We start from the raw sequence: 15,872 nt of genomic DNA, 5'->3' as shown, positions 1-15,872 counted from the left end.
CGCCCCGGATCTCCGGGGCGCCCCTTCGCACGTCACGCCTCGTCAGGGAGGCACAACCCCCGCATCACTCATTGGAGTGGAATCAGGGGTCAGGGTCGTTACTTCCGGCGGAGCGCTCCGCAAGAATCGAGCCCGTCATTGCTGCTATGGGGGGCCGACGGCATGATCCGAACACGGGTGGTTCGCTGCCGGCGGGCAGTGGTGTTCGTCCTGCCCGGCCTGTGGGTGCTCGCCGTCGTCCTCTGGGAACTCCTGAGCCCCCTGGGCACCCGGTTCGTCGAGCTCCTCGCCGCGACCCCCGCCATCGCCTGTGCCGGTACGGGCCGCCGCCAGTGCGTCGTCCTGGGCGGCGCCTGCGCGCTGTTCGCCCTGCTGCCGCTGGGCCCCTCCTGGCGCACCGCCCCCGGGTCCCGGCTGGGCACCTGCTGCGCCATCCTCGCGGTCGTCGTCGCGAGTTACCTCACCAGCGGCCGCAGGCGGCGCCTCACCCAGGAGCTGGAGCGCGTCAAGGAGATCGCGGTCACCGCCCAGCGCGCCCTCCTGCGCCCCCTGCCGCCCCTGCTCGACGGCCTCGCCCTCGCCGGCGGGCACCTCTCCGCCAGCCACGGCGCCCTCGTCGGCGGCGATCTGTACGAGGTGCAGGCCACCGCGCACGGCGTGCGCGTCGTCATGGGAGACGTCCGGGGGCACGGCCTGCCCGCGCTCTCCACCGTCGCCGCCCTCCTCGGCAGCTTCCGCGAGGCCGCCCACGACGAGCCCGAACTGCCCGGCGTGCTGCGCCGTCTGGAGCGCGCCCTCCACCGCCATCTGCGCGACCGGGACCGCACCGAGCCGCCGCGCCCCGGCCAGGGCGGGGCGGACCGGGCGGACGCCGAGGAGTTCGTGACCGTCCTCCTCCTCGAAGTCGGGGCCCACGGCGAGGTCCGCGCCCTCAACTGCGGCCACCCCTGGCCCCATCGCCTCCCCGGCGCCGGGCCCGACGGCCCCCGCGCCGTCGCCCTGGCCCCCGGCGACCCGCTGCCCCCGCTGGGCATGTTCCCCCTCCCCGCCGACCTGCCCGTGCTCGCCCTGGACCGGCTGCTCCCCGGCGACGCCCTGGTGCTGCACACCGACGGCGCCGAGGACGCCCGCGACGCCACCGGCGCCTTCTTCCCACTGTCCGGAGCCCTCGCCCGGACCGCCCACGCCGCCCCCGCCACCGTCGTCGCCCGCGTGCAGGACGCGCTCCTGCGGCACACCGGCGGACTGCTGACGGACGACTTCGCGCTCCTCGTGCTGCGCAACGACCGCGTCCGCGTGCCCGAACAACCCTCGCCCCTACCGCTGGAGCCCTGCTGCCGCCGTCCCTGACGGCGGGTGCGCCCGCCCGTGGCCCGTTCACACCCCGTGCGAAGGGATCTCCACTACGCTGATCCCACCGAGCGCACCGGAGGGCAGGGATGGAGCCCAACACACTGCTCGACGCCATCCTCGACGAGGCGGGAATCTCCCACGCCGGTCTGGCCGCCCACATCAACGCGGCGGGCCGGGCCCGGGGACTGGCGTTGCGTTACGAACACACCGCCGTCGCCCGCTGGCTCAAGGGCCAGCGGCCGCGCGGCCAGGTACCGGATCTGATCTGCGAGGTCCTGGGCGAGCGGCTGCACCGGGCCCTGACCCTCGACGACATCGGCCTGGGCACCCCCGGCACCCCGAGGGCCTCCGGCACCCCCCTGTCCGGCTTCGTCGAGCGCGCCACCGCCCTGTGGCGCTCCGACGAGCAGCAACGCGAACACGTCGTCCGGGCCCCCGCGGTCACCGGCACGCCCGCGGTCATCCCGGTCTGGGAGTGGGAGAACCCACCGGAGGACGCCGACGTCTCCCGGCGCGGCCTGACCCGGGTCTCCATGGACGACATCGCGATGCTGCGGGCCGCGCGCACCCACTACGAGCAGATGTACCGCAAGGCCGGCGGCATCGCGACCCGCACCCGGGTCGTCGGCTTCCTCAACGCCGAGGCGGCCCCCCTGCTGCGCGGCAGCTACTCCGACGCCATGGGCCGGCAGCTGCACCGCGCCACCGGCGGTCTGGTGGCCGTCGCCGGGATCTGCGCGTACGACTCCGACGCGCACGGCCTGGCCCAGCGGTACTTCCACCAGGCGCTGCGGCTGGCCAAGGCCAGCGGCGACCGTGGGCTGGGCGCCTATGTGATCGCCCTCCTCGTCAACCAGTCGCTCTTCACAGGGGAGTACCGCCAGGCCGTCGCCTTCGCCGAGTCCGCGCTCCGGGCCGGGCACAACGACCTCACCCCCGCGCTCGCCGCCGACCTCTACGCCATGCAGGCCAAGGCCTACGCCCGGCTCGGCGACGGCGCGGGGGCGCTCGCCTGCATCCGGCGCGCCGAGTCGGCGGCCGAGCGCATCCACCGCGGTCAGGAGCCCGCCGAGACGGGCTACGTCCAGCCCGGCCTGGTGAACGTCCAGGTGGCGGAGGCCCTGCTCAGCCTCGGCGACCTCGGACCCGCCCGTGAGCACGCGGACCGGGCCGTCGACACCCCCGCCCATGACCGGGGCCGTGTCCACCGGCTCGCCATGCTCACGCACATCGAGCTGCGTCAGGGAGACGCGGACAAGGCGGTGGCCACCGCACGGGAGATGACCGAGCAGGCGAGAGGCATGGAATCGCAGCGCTTACGGGACCGGCTCCGTGCGGTGCGCGAGCACCTGATCGAGAGTGGGTGCGCGGCCACGGCCGAGGCCGCCGAGATGATAGACGGGGCGCTGCGCGTGCCCTTGTGAGAGCAGTTGTGAGGACAGCGCCCGGGAGGTGGCCACCTCGGCGGAAGGTGGCAACACGTGCGTTGGAAGAATCTCAGCGAGCTGACCGTGTACGAGAACCGCTGGTTCCAGGTCAATCTCGCGGACGTCGAACTCCCCGACGGCCGCCATCTCGACCACTTCCTCATCCGGCTGCGGCCCGTCGCCGTGGCCACGGTGGTCAACGCGGCCAACGAGGTCCTGCTGCTGTGGCGGCACCGTTTCATCACCGACAACTGGGGCTGGGAGCTGGCGGCGGGCGTCGTCGAGGACGGCGAGGACGTCGCCTACGCGGCGGCCCGTGAGATGGAGGAGGAGACCGGATGGCGGCCCGGTCCGCTGCGGCACCTGATGTCGGTCGAGCCCTCCAACGGCCTGACCGACGCCCGGCACCACATCTACTGGTCGGACGAGGCCGAGTACATCGGAGACCCGGAGGACGCCTTCGAGTCGGACCGTCGCGAATGGGTGCCGCTGAAGCTGGTGCCCGACCTCATCGCCCGCGGTGAGGTGCCGGCCGCCAACATGGCGGCGGCGCTCCTGCTGCTGCACCACATCCGGCTGGGCTGACGTGCCCGGGAAGCGGTCCGGGCTCACCGGCCGAGGGCCTGCCAGACGGCGACCGCCAAGCCGGCGAGACCGGTGAGCGCGGCGAGGGACGCCAACGGCCATCTGCCGTGCTCCAGGGCCCGTACCCGCTCGGTCATCTCGCAGAGGTCGCGTTCCGCCTGTTCGCTGCGCTGGGCGAGGAGGGCGAGCCGGCCGTCGATGCGGACGACGCCGACATCGAGGTTGCGCCGGAGCTCCGCGAGCTCGGCCGCCTTGGCGGCGTGCTCGGGATGGATGGTCACGGTGAGTGCTCCTTCCGGAAGAGTCGCTTACTGTCCGACGAAGCGAGTCAACCGCGTGCGGGGCCCGGGCGGGAGCGTGTGCGGGGGGTATGTGCGGGTCACCGGCGCACACCCCGTGTGAACGGATGCCCCCACCGGCCGGGCCGGTGGGGGCTTTTTGGTGACTCTCGGTGCGGGATCAGTAGGTGTAGAAGCCCGCACCGGACTTACGGCCCATACGACCGGCGTCGACCATGCGCTGGAGCAGCGGGGGAGCGGCGTACAGCGGCTCCTTGTACTCCTCGTACATCGACTGCGCCACGGAGGCGACCGTGTCGAGGCCGATGAGGTCGGAGAGCTTGAGCGGTCCCATGGGGTGGGCGCAGCCCAGTTCCATGCCGTTGTCGATGTCCTCGCGGCTGGCCATACCGGACTCGAACATCCGGATCGCCGAGAGGAGGTAGGGGATGAGCAGGGCGTTGACCACGAAGCCGGAGCGGTCCTGGGCGCGGATGGCGTGCTTGCCGAGGATCTTGCCGACCAGGGCCTCGGCGCGCTTGATCGTCTCATCGCTGGTGGTCAGCGCGGGGATCAGCTCGACGAGCTTCTGCACGGGGGCCGGGTTGAAGAAGTGGATGCCGATGACCCGGTCGGGGCGGGAGGTGGCGACGGCCAGCTTGACCAGGGGGATGGAGGAGGTGTTCGAGGCCAGGATGGCGTCGGGCCGGGTGACGACCTGGTCCAGGATCTGGAAGATCTCGGTCTTGACCTGCTCGTTCTCCACGACGGCCTCGATGACCAGGTCGCGGTCGGCGAACTCGCCCAGGTCCGTGGTGAAGCTCAGCCGTCCCAGGGTCGCGTCCCGCTCCCCCTCGGTGATCTTGCCGCGTTCGGCGGCCTTGCCCAGGGAGTTGGTCAGCCGGGTGCGCCCCAGCTCAAGGGCCTCACCGGTGGTCTCCGCGACCTTGACGTCCAGGCCGGCCCGGGCGCACACCTCCGCGATGCCGGCGCCCATCTGGCCGCAGCCCACCACTCCGACGCGCGCCAGATCTACAGCAATGTCCGTCACATCGTGCCTTTCGCTGATCTTCGTCGAAACCGCGGGTGGTCGAAGGTCGTCCGGCTCCCGCCTCGGATGGAGACGTTACTCCGCGCGGCACGGTGCCGGGCGGGCCGGGGCGGGCATGCTCTGCGTGACGGGTGTGACGGCGATTACGTCAACGCTTACGACGACAAGCAAGGACAAGCGGAAGGTGACGGCATATGGGACGTATGAGCAGAAGAGGGTTCGGTGTGGTCGCGGCGAGTGTGATGACGGCCATGCTCGCGAGCGGCGAGGCGGCGGCCCTGGAGGTGCGGGACGGCGCCGCGCCCACCCGCAGGCGGGAGTTCCGGGGGATGTGGACCGCGACCGTCGTCAACGTCGACTGGCCCTCCGCGCCGGGGCTGTCCCCCGAGCGGCAACGGACCGAACTGCTCGGCCTGTTCGACGCGGCCGTCTCCCGGCGGCTCAACGCCGTCATCCTCCAGATCCGGCCCACCGCCGACGCGTTCTGGCCCTCCCGCTACGAGCCCTGGTCGGAGTACCTGACCGGCACCCAGGGCAGGTCGCCGGGCTGGGACCCGCTGGCCTTCGCTGTGCGCGAGGCCCACAAGCGCCGTCTGGAGCTGCACGGTTGGTTCAACCCCTACCGGGTCGCCAACCACACCGACCCGGGCCGGCTGGTCCCCACCCACCCCGTCCGCATCCACCCCGAATGGGCGGTGCCCTACGGCGGCAAGCTCTACTACAACCCGGGCCTGCCCGAGGTCCGCCGCTTCGTCCAGGACGCCATGCTCGACGCGGTCTGGCGCTACGACCTGGACGGCGTGCACTTCGACGACTACTTCTACCCCTACCCGGTCGCCGGGCAGACGTTCGACGACACGGCCGCCTACGAGCGGTACGGCGCCGGCTTCCCCGACCGGGCGGCCTGGCGGCGCGACAACATCGACCGTCTGGTGCGCGAGACGGGGGAGCGCATAAAGAGACGCAAACGCCATGTGCGGTTCGGTGTCAGTCCGTTCGCCGTCTGGCGCAACCGCGCCACCGACCCGCTCGGCTCCGACACCCGGGCCGGTGTGCAGACCTACGACGACCTCGCCGCCGACACCCGCAGGTGGGTCCGCGAGGGCTGGATCGACTACATCGTCCCGCAGTGCTACTGGCACATCGGCTTCGGCCCCGCCGACTACGCCAAGCTCCTGCCGTGGTGGGCGGAGACGGTGCGGGGCACGCGCGTGCAGCTCTACATCGGCGAGGCCCTCTACCGGGCGGGCGACCCGGCCCAGCCCGCGCCCTGGCAGGATCCGGGCGAACTCTCCCGCCACCTCGACCTGGCCAGGGGCCGTCCCGAGGTGCTGGGCAACGTCTTCTTCTCCGCGAAGTACGTCGCGTCGGACCCCGTGGGCGCGATGGCGCGCGTGGTGAAGGACCACTACCCGCACCGCGCACGCCCGCCGCGCTGACCGGGCCCGGCTACTCGCGGTCGGCGGCCTTGCGGTGGTCGACCACGGAGTCCGGTCCCGGCGACATGATGGTCTCGTGCCCGTTCTCCGACCGGACCCGGTAGGGCGGCGTGCCGTTCGGCCCCAGGACCTCCACGACCTCCACGACGTGGTCGGGCTTCCCGACCACCCGGCCGTGCACCACCAACCGATCGCCCTTGCTCGCATGCATCGACGTGACCCTTTCGTCGGGAGAGGAAACAGGTGCACTCGGATACTCCCAGCCTAGGGTGACCGGCGGTATAGGGCGCGCTCAGGAACGCGCCCGCTGGGTGACCCCGATGCAGACGAGCACGGCCACCGCCGCCACCGGCGCCGCGGGCGACAGCGCCTCGCCCAGCAGCACCACCGACCAGAAGAGGGTGAGCAGAGGCTGGGCGAGCTGCATCTGGCTGGCCCGGGCGACGCCGACGGCGGCCATGCCCCGGTACCACACCCACATGCCCAGGAACTGCGAGCCGACCGCCAGCCAGAGCACGCCGGCCACGGCGTGGCCGGTCAGGTGCACGGGCTCGGCCGTCAGCGCGACCGCCGCTCCTGCCGCGGCCACCGGCAGGCACAGCACCAGGGCCCAGCCGACGACCTGCCAGCCCGGCATCTCGCGGGCGAGCCGCCCGCCCTCGGAGTAGCCCGCCGCGCACACGAGCAGGGCGGCGAAGAGGCAGCCGTCGCCGGCGTTCGGTGCCCCGCCGCTCTGCCACAGCGCGAAGCCCACCACCACGACCGCCCCGGCCAGCGCGGCCACCCAGAACGTGCGCGAGTGCCGGGCGCCCGTGCGTACGGCCGCGTAGGCGGCCGTGGTCAGCGGCAGCAGGCCCACCACCACGGCCGCGTGCGAGGTCGTGGAGGTCCGTAGCGCGAGGGTGGTGAGGAGCGGGAAGCCGATCACGGTGCCGCCGGCCACGACGAGCAGAGGGCCCCACTGGCCGCGCACCGGGCGGGGCACCCGGCCGGCGAGGAGACAGACCCCGGCGAGCAGTCCCGCCAGCACCAGGCGGCAGGTGGTGACCGACCACGCGCCGAACCCTTCGAGGGCCCAGGCGGTCGCGGGGAAGGTCAGCGAGAAGGCGGCGACGCCGAGGGCGGCCAGGAGCGAGCCGCCCGACCCGGCACGACCGTGGCCGGAGGGAGAGGCCGGGGCGGTGGCGGCGGTGCTGACCGCTATCGCAGAACGTTCAGTAGCGCTATCTTTCAGTCTCATGCACGAGCGTAGCAGCGTTGCTGAACTGGCCAGGATTCTGCGGAACGAACTGGACCGCTACTCTCCGGGTGAGAAGCTGCCGTCCAGTCGGTCGCTCGTCGACCGCTTCCACGCCAGCCCCGTCACGGTCTCCCGGGCCCTGGCTTGCCTCGCCGCCGAGGGGCTGGTCGTCACCCGCCCCGGAGCGGGGGTCTTCCGGTCCGAGCCGCGCCACCCGTTGACCAGGGCGGGCGACACCTCCTGGCAGCAGGTCGCGCTCAGCGCCGAGGCGGGCGAGGAGGCCGTGCCCCGCTCCGTGGACGCCTCCGGCATCGTCGTCACCCTCGTCGAGCCGCCCCCGGGCGTCGTCGAGCTCAAGGGCGGCTACCTCAGCCCGGCCCTCCAGCCCGAGCGCGCCCTGGCGGCGGCCCTGGGCCGGGCCGGCCGGCGGCCCGGCGCCTGGGGCCGGCCGCCCGTCGAGGGCGTGGGCGAGCTGCGGGCCTGGTTCGCCCGGGAGATCGGCGGCCCGGCCGGCACCGTCGCCCCCTCCGACGTCCTGATCACGGCGGGCGGCCAGAGCGCCCTGACGGCCGCCCTGCGCGCCCTCGCCCCGCCCGGCGCCCCCGTCCTCGTCGAGTCGCCCACCTACCCCGGCATGCTCGCCGCCGCCCGCGCCTTCGGGCTGCGGCCCGTGCCCGTGCCCACTGACGCCCGGGGCGTGCGGCCCGACCTGCTGCGGCGGGCGTTCCAGGCCAGCGGAGCCCGGGTCTTCGTCTGCCAGCCGCTCTTCCAGAACCCCACCGGCGCGGTCCTGGCCGACGAGCGCCGGGCCGAGGTGCTGCACGCCGCTCGCGAGGCCGGGGCCTTCGTCATCGAGGACGACTTCGCACGCCGACTGGCCCACGAGGACGCCCCGCCGCTGCCGCCCACCCTCGTCGCCGACGACCCGGACGGGATCGTCGTCCACGCCTGCTCGCTGACCAAGTTCACCTCGCCCAGCATGCGGGTCGGCGCCCTGGCCGCGCGGGGCCCGGTCCTGGAACGGCTGCGCGCCATCCAGATCGTCGACAGCTTCTTCGTGCCCCGCCCGCTCCAGGAGGCCGCCCTGGAACTCGTCGGCTCTCCCGCCTGGACCCGCCACCGGCGCACGGTCGCCGCGGAGCTGCGGGTGCGCCGCGAGGCGCTGATGACCGCCCTGACCCGCGAACTCCCGGAGCTCGTGGTGGAGTCCGTGCCGCCGGGCGGCTTCCACGTGTGGGCCCGGCTGCCGGACGGCATGGACGAGGACGCGCTCACGGCCGCCGCGCTGCGCGCCGGCGTGGCCGTCACCACCGGCCGCCCGTACTACGCCGCCGAGCCGCCCGCCGCCCACCTGCGACTCGGCTTCGCCTCGGCCGCGGGAGCGGGCGAACTGGTGGACGGCGTGCGCCGGCTGCGCGCCGCGTGGGACGAGGTGTCCGGCTAGCGGACCCCAGCCGCCTCCGGCGCCGGACGGGTGTCCTCCGGCCCGGGGGACTCCGCCTGCGCCACCGCGTCCCGCAGCCACCGGTGCGCGGGATCGGCGTCGACCCGCACGTGCCACGCCATCCCCGTGGCGATCGACGGCAGCGGCAGCGGGATCTCCCGCACGACGAGCGGCATGGCCTCCGCGGCCCGGGCCGCCACGGGAGCGGCCAGCAGGGCCAGTACGTCGGACCGCAGGGCGAGGAAGCAGGCGGTGATGTGCGTCGGCACGGTCGCCAGCACCCGGCGGCGCAGCCCCAGCTCCGCGAGCCTTTCGTCGACGACGCTGTGGAACCGGCCCCGCCGGGTGACCGTGATGTGCGGCAGGGCGGCGAAGCGTTCGACGGTCAGCGGTTCGTCGGCGTGCGGCGCGCCGGCCCGGCAGACGGCGACGTGGCGGTGCCGGGCGAGGGGGCGGCTGCGCACGTCGTGCGGCAGGTCGGGCAGGTGCCCGATGTCGAGGTCGATGGCGCCGCGCAGGTCCGCCGGGTCCTCGTCGCCCTCGGGCAGCCAGCGCAACTGGATGCCGGGGGCCTCCATGGCGACGCGCTCGGCGAGCGCGGGCCCCAGGACGACGGCCAGCCCGTCGTTCGTGCGGAGCGTGAACCGCCGCTCCACGGACGCGATGTCGACCGGCTGCACCGGCTGGAGCGCGGCCAGCGCGCCCACCAGCGCCGCCTCGACCCGGGGCCGCAGCTCCAGTGCCCGCGGGGTGAGGGTCAGACCCCGCCCGGCGGGCACCAGCAGCGGATCCCCCAGCACACGCCGGAGCCGGCCCAGGGTCCGGCTCATCGCGGAGGCCGACACGCTCATCCGGGCGGCGGCCCCGGTGACGCTGCCCTCGCGCAGCAGGGCGTCCAGCGCCGGCAGGAGGTTCATGTCCGGCAGGTGCATCGGGGTCCCCCTCGCGATCAGTTGCGTGAGAGTCAATTCTGCCTTGGCGATTCGGAACTTGTGGTCACTGCTCGCCCGGCCCGACGATGAGCGGGACCGAGAACAGCGAGGGGACCGATGATCGACGCCAAGCACCGCAACACCGCGCTCCTGGTAGCGGGCTGCTTCTTCATGGAGAACCTGGACGGCACCATCGTGTCGACGGCGGCGCCCCGCATGGGCGCGTCCCTGGACGTCGCCCCCACCGCGATCGGCCTCGTCGTCACCGCCTATCTGGTGACCCTCGCCGTCCTCATACCGCTCAGCGGCTGGCTGACCGCCCGCTTCGGCACGCGCCGCGTCTTCCTCACCGCCATCGCCGTGTTCACCCTGTCCTCGCTGGGCTGCGCGCTGAGCACCAGCCTCGGCGAGCTGGTGGCCCTGCGGATCGTCCAGGGCGCGGGCGGCGCGATGATGGTGCCCGTCGGCCGGGTGATGGTGGTCGCCGGAGCCGACAAGAGGGACATTCCGCGGATCGTCTCCTACGTCGTCTGGCCCGGGCTCGTCGCCCCGGTGCTCGCGCCCCTCCTCGGCGGGCTCATCACCACCTACGCCGACTGGCGCTGGATGTTCCTGATCAACCTGCCCCTCGGCGCCCTGGCGTTCGCCGTGGCCCGGCGCCTGATCGCCGCCGCCCCGGCCGGCGCCGCCGTGCCGCCCCTGGACTGGTGGGGCGTCGCCCTCGCCTCCACCGGCCTCGGCGCCCTGACCTGGACGGCACACCTGCTCTCCGAGCCCGGCACGCCCTGGGTCCCGGTGGCCCTCGCGGGCGGCCTCGCGGTCACGCTGCTGGCCGCGTCGGCCCGGCATCTGCTGCGCACGGAAGCGCCGTTGATGGACCTGCGGATCCTGAAGGTGCCGACCTTCCGGGCCTCGGTGTCCGGCGGCTCGGTCTTCTGGGTCGTCGTGGCGGCCGTGCCGTTCCTGCTGCCGCTGCTGTTCCAGGAGGCATTCGGCTGGAGCGCGGTGAAGTCCGGCGCCCTCGTCCTGTGCGTCTTCGTCGGCAACATCGCCGTCAAGCCCGCCGCCAACCGGCTGCTCGACCGCTTCGGCTTCCGGCCCCTGCTGATCGCCGCGGGGCTCGGCGTGACCGCCACGACGACCGCCTGCGCGTTCCTCACCGCCCGTACGCCGCTGGCGCTGATCGCGGCCGTGGCGGTGGTCGGCGGCGCCGCCCGCTCCCTGGGGCTGACGTGCTATCAGGTCATCGCCTTCGCCGACGTACCGGCCGAGCGGATGCGGCACGCCGGCACCCTCCAGGCCACCGTCCAGCAGGCCGCGGCCGGTCTCGGTGTCGCCGCCGCCACGGTCGCGCTGCGCGCCGGCGGCCCGGTCGGCGACGCCCTGCCGGACGCCGGCGGCGCCACCGCCTACGGCGTCGCCTTCTGCCTGCTCGCCGTCCTGTCCCTCGCGGCGGTGGCCGGCGCCCTGCGGCTCCGGCCGGGCGCGGGTGACGCGGTGCGCCGGCCGGCGCGGGTCGAGCGGGAGGAGACGCGCGAACGGGCCGGGGCGCGGTAGCGGCGGACGGCGCCTCAGTGGGAAGGCCCCTGGCGGGACGCCCCCGTGGCGGACGGCTCCCGCGTGAGGGACGCGTTCACCGCGCCCAGGACGACCCCCAGCGCGACGAGCACGACGTACGTGTAGACCTCATAGCCGTCCGGGCTGAGCCAGCGCAGGAAACCGAAGAGACGGAACCACCCCAGCCACTCGTGCAGCAGACCGCTGGCACCACCGGCGATGAGGACGAAACTCGCGACATTCAGCAGACTCTTCATGCAGTCGAGACTAGGAAGCGCGGCCCGGGCCGGACATCCGCCGACGGGACCTGCGGTCTCGACGAAAGCAGCCGGTTTCCGGACCGCTTGTCGTTCCAAAGTATCGACCCTCCCCAGGAGTCCGCGTGGCGCGACCTGGGGGACGTACTTTTCGCTCATGACCCGCCACTCCACCCGCGCCCTGCTCGCCGACCTCGGTTTCTTCCTCTTCGCGGCCGTCTTCTCGGTGGCCGTCTCCGAGAACGTCGTGGAGGGCAGGAACCTGTCCGAGGAGGCCCTGTTCTACGACCAGCTCGCCGGGGGCCTGGCCTGCGCCGCGCTGTTCCTGCGGCGGCGCTGGCCCGTCCAGCTGGCGGTGGTGCTGCTGGTGGCGGGGGCCTTCTCCCACTTCGTCACCGGGCCGGTCCTGGTGGCGGTGTTCACCGTCGCGGCGCACCGGCCGCCGCGCGTCACCCGGTGGGTCGCCGCCGTGGCGGCGGCCCCGCTCCCGGTGTTCCTGAGCAGCCGCCCCGACCCGTCCCTGCCCGCCACCGGGTCGGCGATCACCTACTTCGCGCTGGTCACGGCGGCCTTCGGTTGGGGCCTGTACGTGCGCTCGCGGGCCAGGCTCGTCGACGAGCTGAGGGAGCGCGCGGAGCGGGCGGGAGCCGAGGCGCGCCGGCAGGTGCGCGAGGACATCGCCCGGGAGATGCACGACGTGCTCGCCCACCGGCTGTCGCTGCTGAGCGTCCACGCCGGGGCGCTGGAGTACAACCCGGGCGCGCCGGCCACCGAGATCCGGCGCGCCTCCGCGGTGATCAGGGACAGCGCCCACCAGGCGCTGGAGGACCTGCGCGAGATCATCGGCGTGCTGCGGCTGCCGGCCGGCGACGACGGCCCCGAGCGTCCCCAGCCCACGCTGGCCGACCTGCCCCGGCTGGTCGGGGAGTCGAGGGAGGCCGGGATGCGGGTGGCACTGGACCTCAGGGTCGGCGACGCCCCCGAGGTTCCGGCCGTCACCGGCCGCACCGCCTACCGGATCGTGCAGGAGGGCCTGACCAACGCCCGTAAGCACGCGCCGCGTGAGGAGGTCACCGTCACGGTCACCGGCGACCCCGGAGAGGGGCTCGCGGTGGAGGTGCGCAACGCAGCGCCGGCCCCCGGGGCCGGCACCGCCGTACCGGGCGCGGGGCAGGGCCTCCTCGGCCTGGCCGAACGCGCGGGCATCGCCGGCGGACGCCTGGAACACGGCCGCGACGAGGCGGACTTCCGGCTGCGCGCATGGCTGCCGTGGCCGGCGCGACGACCGGTAGGGTGAACCGAACCGACCTGCGAGGAAGCCCTGGTGAACGAGCGCGCAACGATCCGCGTCCTCCTCGTCGACGACGACCCGATCGTCCGGGCCGGGCTGCGCCTGATGCTCGGCGGCGCACCCGACATCGAGGTCGTCGCCGAGGCCGCCGACGGCGCCGAGGTGGAGGCCCTCGTCGAGGCGCACACACCCGACGTCGTCCTGATGGACATCCGCATGCCCACGGTCGACGGCCTCGCCGCCACCGAAGCGCTGCGCGGCCGCCCGCGGCCCCCCGAGGTCCTCGTCCTGACCACCTTCCACACCGACGACCACGTGCTGCGCGCCCTGCGCGCGGGCGCCGCCGGCTTCGTGCTCAAGCACACCCCGCCGCAGCGGATCGTCGAGGCGATCCGCACGGTGGCCGCCGGCGAGCCGGTCCTCTCCCCGGCCGTCACCCGGCAGCTCATCGCCCAGGTCTCCGACGGCGGGCACCGCGGCCGCGCCGCAGACGCCCGCCGCCGCCTCGCCGCCCTGGCCGACCGCGAGCGGGAGGTGGCCGTGGCGGTCGGCCGGGGCAGGTCGAACGCGGAGATCGCGACGGAACTCTTCATGAGCGTCCCCACGGTCAAGACCCACGTCTCGCGCATCCTCGCCAAACTCGCCCTGAACAACCGGGTCCAGATCGCTCTCCTGGTCAACGACGCGGGGGAGGCCTAGGGCGCGATGGCCCGGGAGCCGCGAGGGCTCCCGCCCGGTTTTCAGGGCGCCGGTGTGAACACCAGCGAGGCGTTGTGGCCGCCGAAGCCGAAGGAATTCGTGAGCGCCGCGCTCAGGCTCGCCCGCCGGGGCGAGCCCGTGACGACGTCGAGCTTGATCTCCGGGTCGAGCGTGTCGACGTTCTGCGTCGCGGGGATCACCCCGTCGCGCACCGCGAGGATCGCGGCGAGCGCCCCCATCGAGCCCGCCGCGCCGAAGAGGTGGCCGGTCATGGACTTGGTGGCGGTGACGGCCGGGTGCGTGCCGACGGCCTCGCCGATCGACTGGGCCTCGACCAGGTCGCCCTTGGGCGTGGACGTCGCGTGCGCGTGGACGTGCCCGACGGCCTCGGGCGGCAGACCGGCGGAGGCGAGGGCCAGGCGCATCGCCCGCACCTGCCCCTCGGGGTGCGCGGCGGTGATGTGGAACGCGTCCGACGTGACGCCCGCTCCGGCGAGTGTCGCGTGGGCCCGGGCGGACCGGGCGGCGGCGAACTCGGCGCGCTCCAGGACGACCACCGCGGCGCCCTCCCCGATGACGAACCCGTCGCGGTCGACGTCGAAGGGCCGCGACGCCCGCTGGGGCTCGTCGTTGCGCGTCGAATGGGCCTTGGCCTGCGCGAAGCCGGCCAGCGGCAGCGCACCTATGCAGGCCTCGGCGCCACCGGCCACCACGACGTCGGCCCGGCCGAGACGGATCAGGTCCAGGCCCATGGCGATCGCCTCGGCCCCGGACGCGCAGGCGCTGACCGGGGTGTGGGCCCCGCCCCGGGCGCCGAGTTCGATGCTCACCCAGGCGGCGGGGCCGTTCGCCATCAGCATGGGCACCGTGTGCGGCGAGACCCGCCGCACCCCGGAGGCCTCCAGGACGTCGTCCTGCGCGAGCATGGTGAGCGCGCCCCCGGTGCCCGTACCGATCACCACGGCCAGCCGCTCCGGATCCACGGCGGGGCGGCCCGCGTCCGCCCACGCCTCGCGGGCGGCCACCAGGGCGACCTGCTCGCAGCGGTCCATGCGGCGCGCCTGCACGCGGTCCAGGACCGCGGTCGGCTCGACCGCGAGCTGGCCGGCGATCCGCACGGGCAGGCCGGCCGCCCACTCCTCCTCGATCGGTCCGATCCCCGACCGGCCCGCCAGCAGGGCGGACCACGTCGAGGCGACGTCCCCGCCGAGCGGCGTCGTGGCCCCCAGGCCCGTGACCACCACGTGGTCGGTGTCCATACCCATGGAACAAACCCCCTTTGTCGTAGAGAGACAACTCTCCTCGCGGACGTTCGCGAGGGGAGATCGACTCGCTGACCACTCTGCCAAGGGGAAAAGGGGTGGGCAGGTGCCGCTCTGCACGGAGTCCGCTGCTGGGGATTTGTAGAGTCTGCCTAGTTTGATCTTGCCGCGAGTGTGAAAGAAGGGGACGTGCGTGGAGAGGGGCGGCTCAGTGCGGGGGAGCCCCGGCGCCGGGCCCGGCGCGCCGGGCGGCGACCTTGTCGGCCAGCACGGAAAGGGGCAGGGCCGCGGCCCAGCTGTAGATCGCGGCGAGCGGCGAGATGTGGGCGATGCCGATCGAGAGCAGGAAGACGAGGGCCTGCGCCGGGAACGGGACGGGGCGCCGGCGGGGCGCGGCCGAGAGGCGGTGGGCGTGCACCTCCATCGCGTACACCACCAGGGAGACCGTGCCGATGACCGCTCCGTACAGGCCGGGCCCGAGGGTCCGGTCGCCGTAGTTCTGGAGGACGGACGTGGGGAACGGGATCAGGGACACCAGGGCGAGGAAGGCGACGTTGAGCCAGAAGAGCCGGACGTCGATCCGCTCCGCGCTCTCCAGTGCGGCGTGGTGGGCCCGCCAGAACAGGGCGATGACCAGCGCGCTGAGCAGGAACGTCCCCACCTGCGAGGGCACTTCGCCGAGCGCACGGTCCAGCTCGGCGCCGCGCAGCCCCGAGGGCAGCTCGATGTCGAGCACGAGCAGGGTCATCGCGATGGCGGTGACGCCGTCGGTGAGGGCGAGCATCCGGTGCTTCGGCACCAGGTGGCCGGCCGGAGAGCGGGCAGCCTCGCCGGCGCCCTGCGGGGCTTCGCTCACCGGTCCGTTCTAGCACGCGGGCGACCCGCTCCCCGGCGCGCGCCGCGCGTGAGCGGACCGGCGCGGGTCCGTACGTGTGACTGCCGCAGTCGGCCCTTCACCAGGGGACGGACTGGCCGAAGCGGTCCATCTCAGCGTACCGGCACCGGACCCCGTTGTATAAATCTTCGCAACTGCGTATAGTCATGCCTCGACGAGGGA

The 15,872-nt window shown here is 73.9% G+C and carries 16 protein-coding genes; 8 read left to right on the top strand and 8 right to left on the bottom strand.

Annotated elements, in window-relative coordinates; translation table 11 throughout:
* The first annotated feature begins 162 nt into the window (after nucleotides 1-162).
* The 3 genes from CYQ11_RS05595 (at nucleotide 163) to CYQ11_RS05585 (ending at nucleotide 3,365) form a co-directional block, all read left to right on the top strand.
* Entirely contained in the window at nucleotides 163-1,350 is a 1,188-nt protein-coding gene (locus CYQ11_RS05595) for a PP2C family protein-serine/threonine phosphatase (protein WP_099202174.1), read from the top strand.
* An 89-nt stretch (nucleotides 1,351-1,439) separates the two neighbouring features.
* Entirely contained in the window at nucleotides 1,440-2,777 is a 1,338-nt protein-coding gene (locus CYQ11_RS05590) for a tetratricopeptide repeat protein (protein WP_099202175.1), read from the top strand.
* A gap of 57 nt (nucleotides 2,778-2,834) precedes the next feature.
* A complete protein-coding gene (locus CYQ11_RS05585) occupies nucleotides 2,835-3,365 on the top strand; it encodes an NUDIX hydrolase (RefSeq protein WP_099202176.1) in 531 nt (176 codons plus the stop codon).
* Between the two features lie 23 nt (nucleotides 3,366-3,388).
* On the opposite strand, the gene CYQ11_RS05580 is transcribed toward CYQ11_RS05585, so the two are convergent.
* Both CYQ11_RS05580 and CYQ11_RS05575 read right to left on the bottom strand, forming a co-directional pair.
* The gene (locus CYQ11_RS05580) at nucleotides 3,389-3,646 is read right to left on the bottom strand and encodes a hypothetical protein (RefSeq protein ID WP_099202177.1); all 258 of its coding nucleotides are present in this window, start codon (nucleotides 3,644-3,646) and stop codon (nucleotides 3,389-3,391) included.
* A gap of 178 nt (nucleotides 3,647-3,824) precedes the next feature.
* On the bottom strand, nucleotides 3,825-4,694 hold the full coding sequence (locus CYQ11_RS05575) for a 3-hydroxybutyryl-CoA dehydrogenase (protein WP_275666509.1): 870 nt from the start codon (nucleotides 4,692-4,694) through the stop codon (nucleotides 3,825-3,827).
* 194 nt (nucleotides 4,695-4,888) lie between these two features.
* On the opposite strand from CYQ11_RS05575, the gene CYQ11_RS05570 reads away from it, so the two are divergent.
* The gene (locus CYQ11_RS05570; RefSeq protein ID WP_099202179.1) at nucleotides 4,889-6,133 is read left to right on the top strand and encodes a glycoside hydrolase family 10-like protein; all 1,245 of its coding nucleotides are present in this window, start codon (nucleotides 4,889-4,891) and stop codon (nucleotides 6,131-6,133) included.
* 10 nt (nucleotides 6,134-6,143) lie between these two features.
* On the opposite strand, the gene CYQ11_RS05565 is transcribed toward CYQ11_RS05570, so the two are convergent.
* Nucleotides 6,144-6,344, bottom strand: a complete 201-nt coding sequence (locus CYQ11_RS05565; protein WP_099197491.1) for a DUF1918 domain-containing protein — start codon at nucleotides 6,342-6,344, stop codon at nucleotides 6,144-6,146.
* A gap of 81 nt (nucleotides 6,345-6,425) precedes the next feature.
* On the bottom strand, nucleotides 6,426-7,373 hold the full coding sequence (locus tag CYQ11_RS05560) for a DMT family transporter (protein ID WP_099197492.1): 948 nt from the start codon (nucleotides 7,371-7,373) through the stop codon (nucleotides 6,426-6,428).
* Between CYQ11_RS05560 and CYQ11_RS05555 the strand changes: the two genes are divergently transcribed.
* Nucleotides 7,372-8,817 carry an aminotransferase-like domain-containing protein gene (locus tag CYQ11_RS05555; RefSeq protein WP_099202180.1) on the top strand — a complete coding sequence of 482 codons (1,446 nt, stop codon included), beginning with the start codon at nucleotides 7,372-7,374 and terminating at the stop codon, nucleotides 8,815-8,817. The two genes, CYQ11_RS05560 and CYQ11_RS05555, sit on opposite strands and share 2 nt — an antisense overlap.
* Here CYQ11_RS05555 and CYQ11_RS05550 read toward each other — a convergent pair.
* Nucleotides 8,814-9,749, bottom strand: a complete 936-nt coding sequence (locus CYQ11_RS05550; protein WP_099202181.1) for a LysR family transcriptional regulator — start codon at nucleotides 9,747-9,749, stop codon at nucleotides 8,814-8,816. The genes CYQ11_RS05555 and CYQ11_RS05550 overlap by 4 nt on opposite strands.
* 117 nt (nucleotides 9,750-9,866) lie before the next feature.
* On the opposite strand from CYQ11_RS05550, the gene CYQ11_RS05545 reads away from it, so the two are divergent.
* Complete coding sequence (locus CYQ11_RS05545) at nucleotides 9,867-11,306, top strand: MFS transporter (RefSeq protein WP_099202182.1); 1,440 nt, start codon at nucleotides 9,867-9,869, stop codon at nucleotides 11,304-11,306.
* A gap of 14 nt (nucleotides 11,307-11,320) precedes the next feature.
* On the opposite strand, the gene CYQ11_RS05540 is transcribed toward CYQ11_RS05545, so the two are convergent.
* A complete protein-coding gene (locus CYQ11_RS05540; protein ID WP_099202183.1) occupies nucleotides 11,321-11,563 on the bottom strand; it encodes a hypothetical protein in 243 nt (80 codons plus the stop codon).
* Nucleotides 11,564-11,720: 157 nt separating this feature from the next.
* Between CYQ11_RS05540 and CYQ11_RS05535 the strand changes: the two genes are divergently transcribed.
* Together CYQ11_RS05535 and CYQ11_RS05530 are read left to right on the top strand one after the other, a co-directional pair.
* Nucleotides 11,721-12,860, top strand: a complete 1,140-nt coding sequence (locus CYQ11_RS05535) for a sensor histidine kinase (protein WP_104650966.1) — start codon at nucleotides 11,721-11,723, stop codon at nucleotides 12,858-12,860.
* 27 nt (nucleotides 12,861-12,887) lie between these two features.
* Nucleotides 12,888-13,553, top strand: coding sequence for a response regulator transcription factor (locus tag CYQ11_RS05530; protein ID WP_099202184.1), 666 nt, complete (start codon nucleotides 12,888-12,890; stop codon nucleotides 13,551-13,553).
* A 41-nt stretch (nucleotides 13,554-13,594) separates the two neighbouring features.
* Here CYQ11_RS05530 and CYQ11_RS05525 read toward each other — a convergent pair whose 3' ends face one another.
* Nucleotides 13,595-14,818 carry a beta-ketoacyl-[acyl-carrier-protein] synthase family protein gene (locus CYQ11_RS05525; protein ID WP_099197724.1) on the bottom strand — a complete coding sequence of 408 codons (1,224 nt, stop codon included), beginning with the start codon at nucleotides 14,816-14,818 and terminating at the stop codon, nucleotides 13,595-13,597.
* A gap of 205 nt (nucleotides 14,819-15,023) precedes the next feature.
* Nucleotides 15,024-15,671 carry a TMEM175 family protein gene (locus CYQ11_RS05520; RefSeq protein ID WP_099197723.1) on the bottom strand — a complete coding sequence of 216 codons (648 nt, stop codon included), beginning with the start codon at nucleotides 15,669-15,671 and terminating at the stop codon, nucleotides 15,024-15,026.
* Between the last annotated feature and the right edge of the window lie 201 nt (nucleotides 15,672-15,872).

The organism is Streptomyces cinnamoneus, assembly GCF_002939475.1.
GTDB lineage: Bacteria > Actinomycetota > Actinomycetes > Streptomycetales > Streptomycetaceae > Streptomyces > Streptomyces cinnamoneus_A.
Note: the sequence above shows the minus strand (reverse complement) of the source record. Positions and strands in the feature narration are given on the sequence as shown.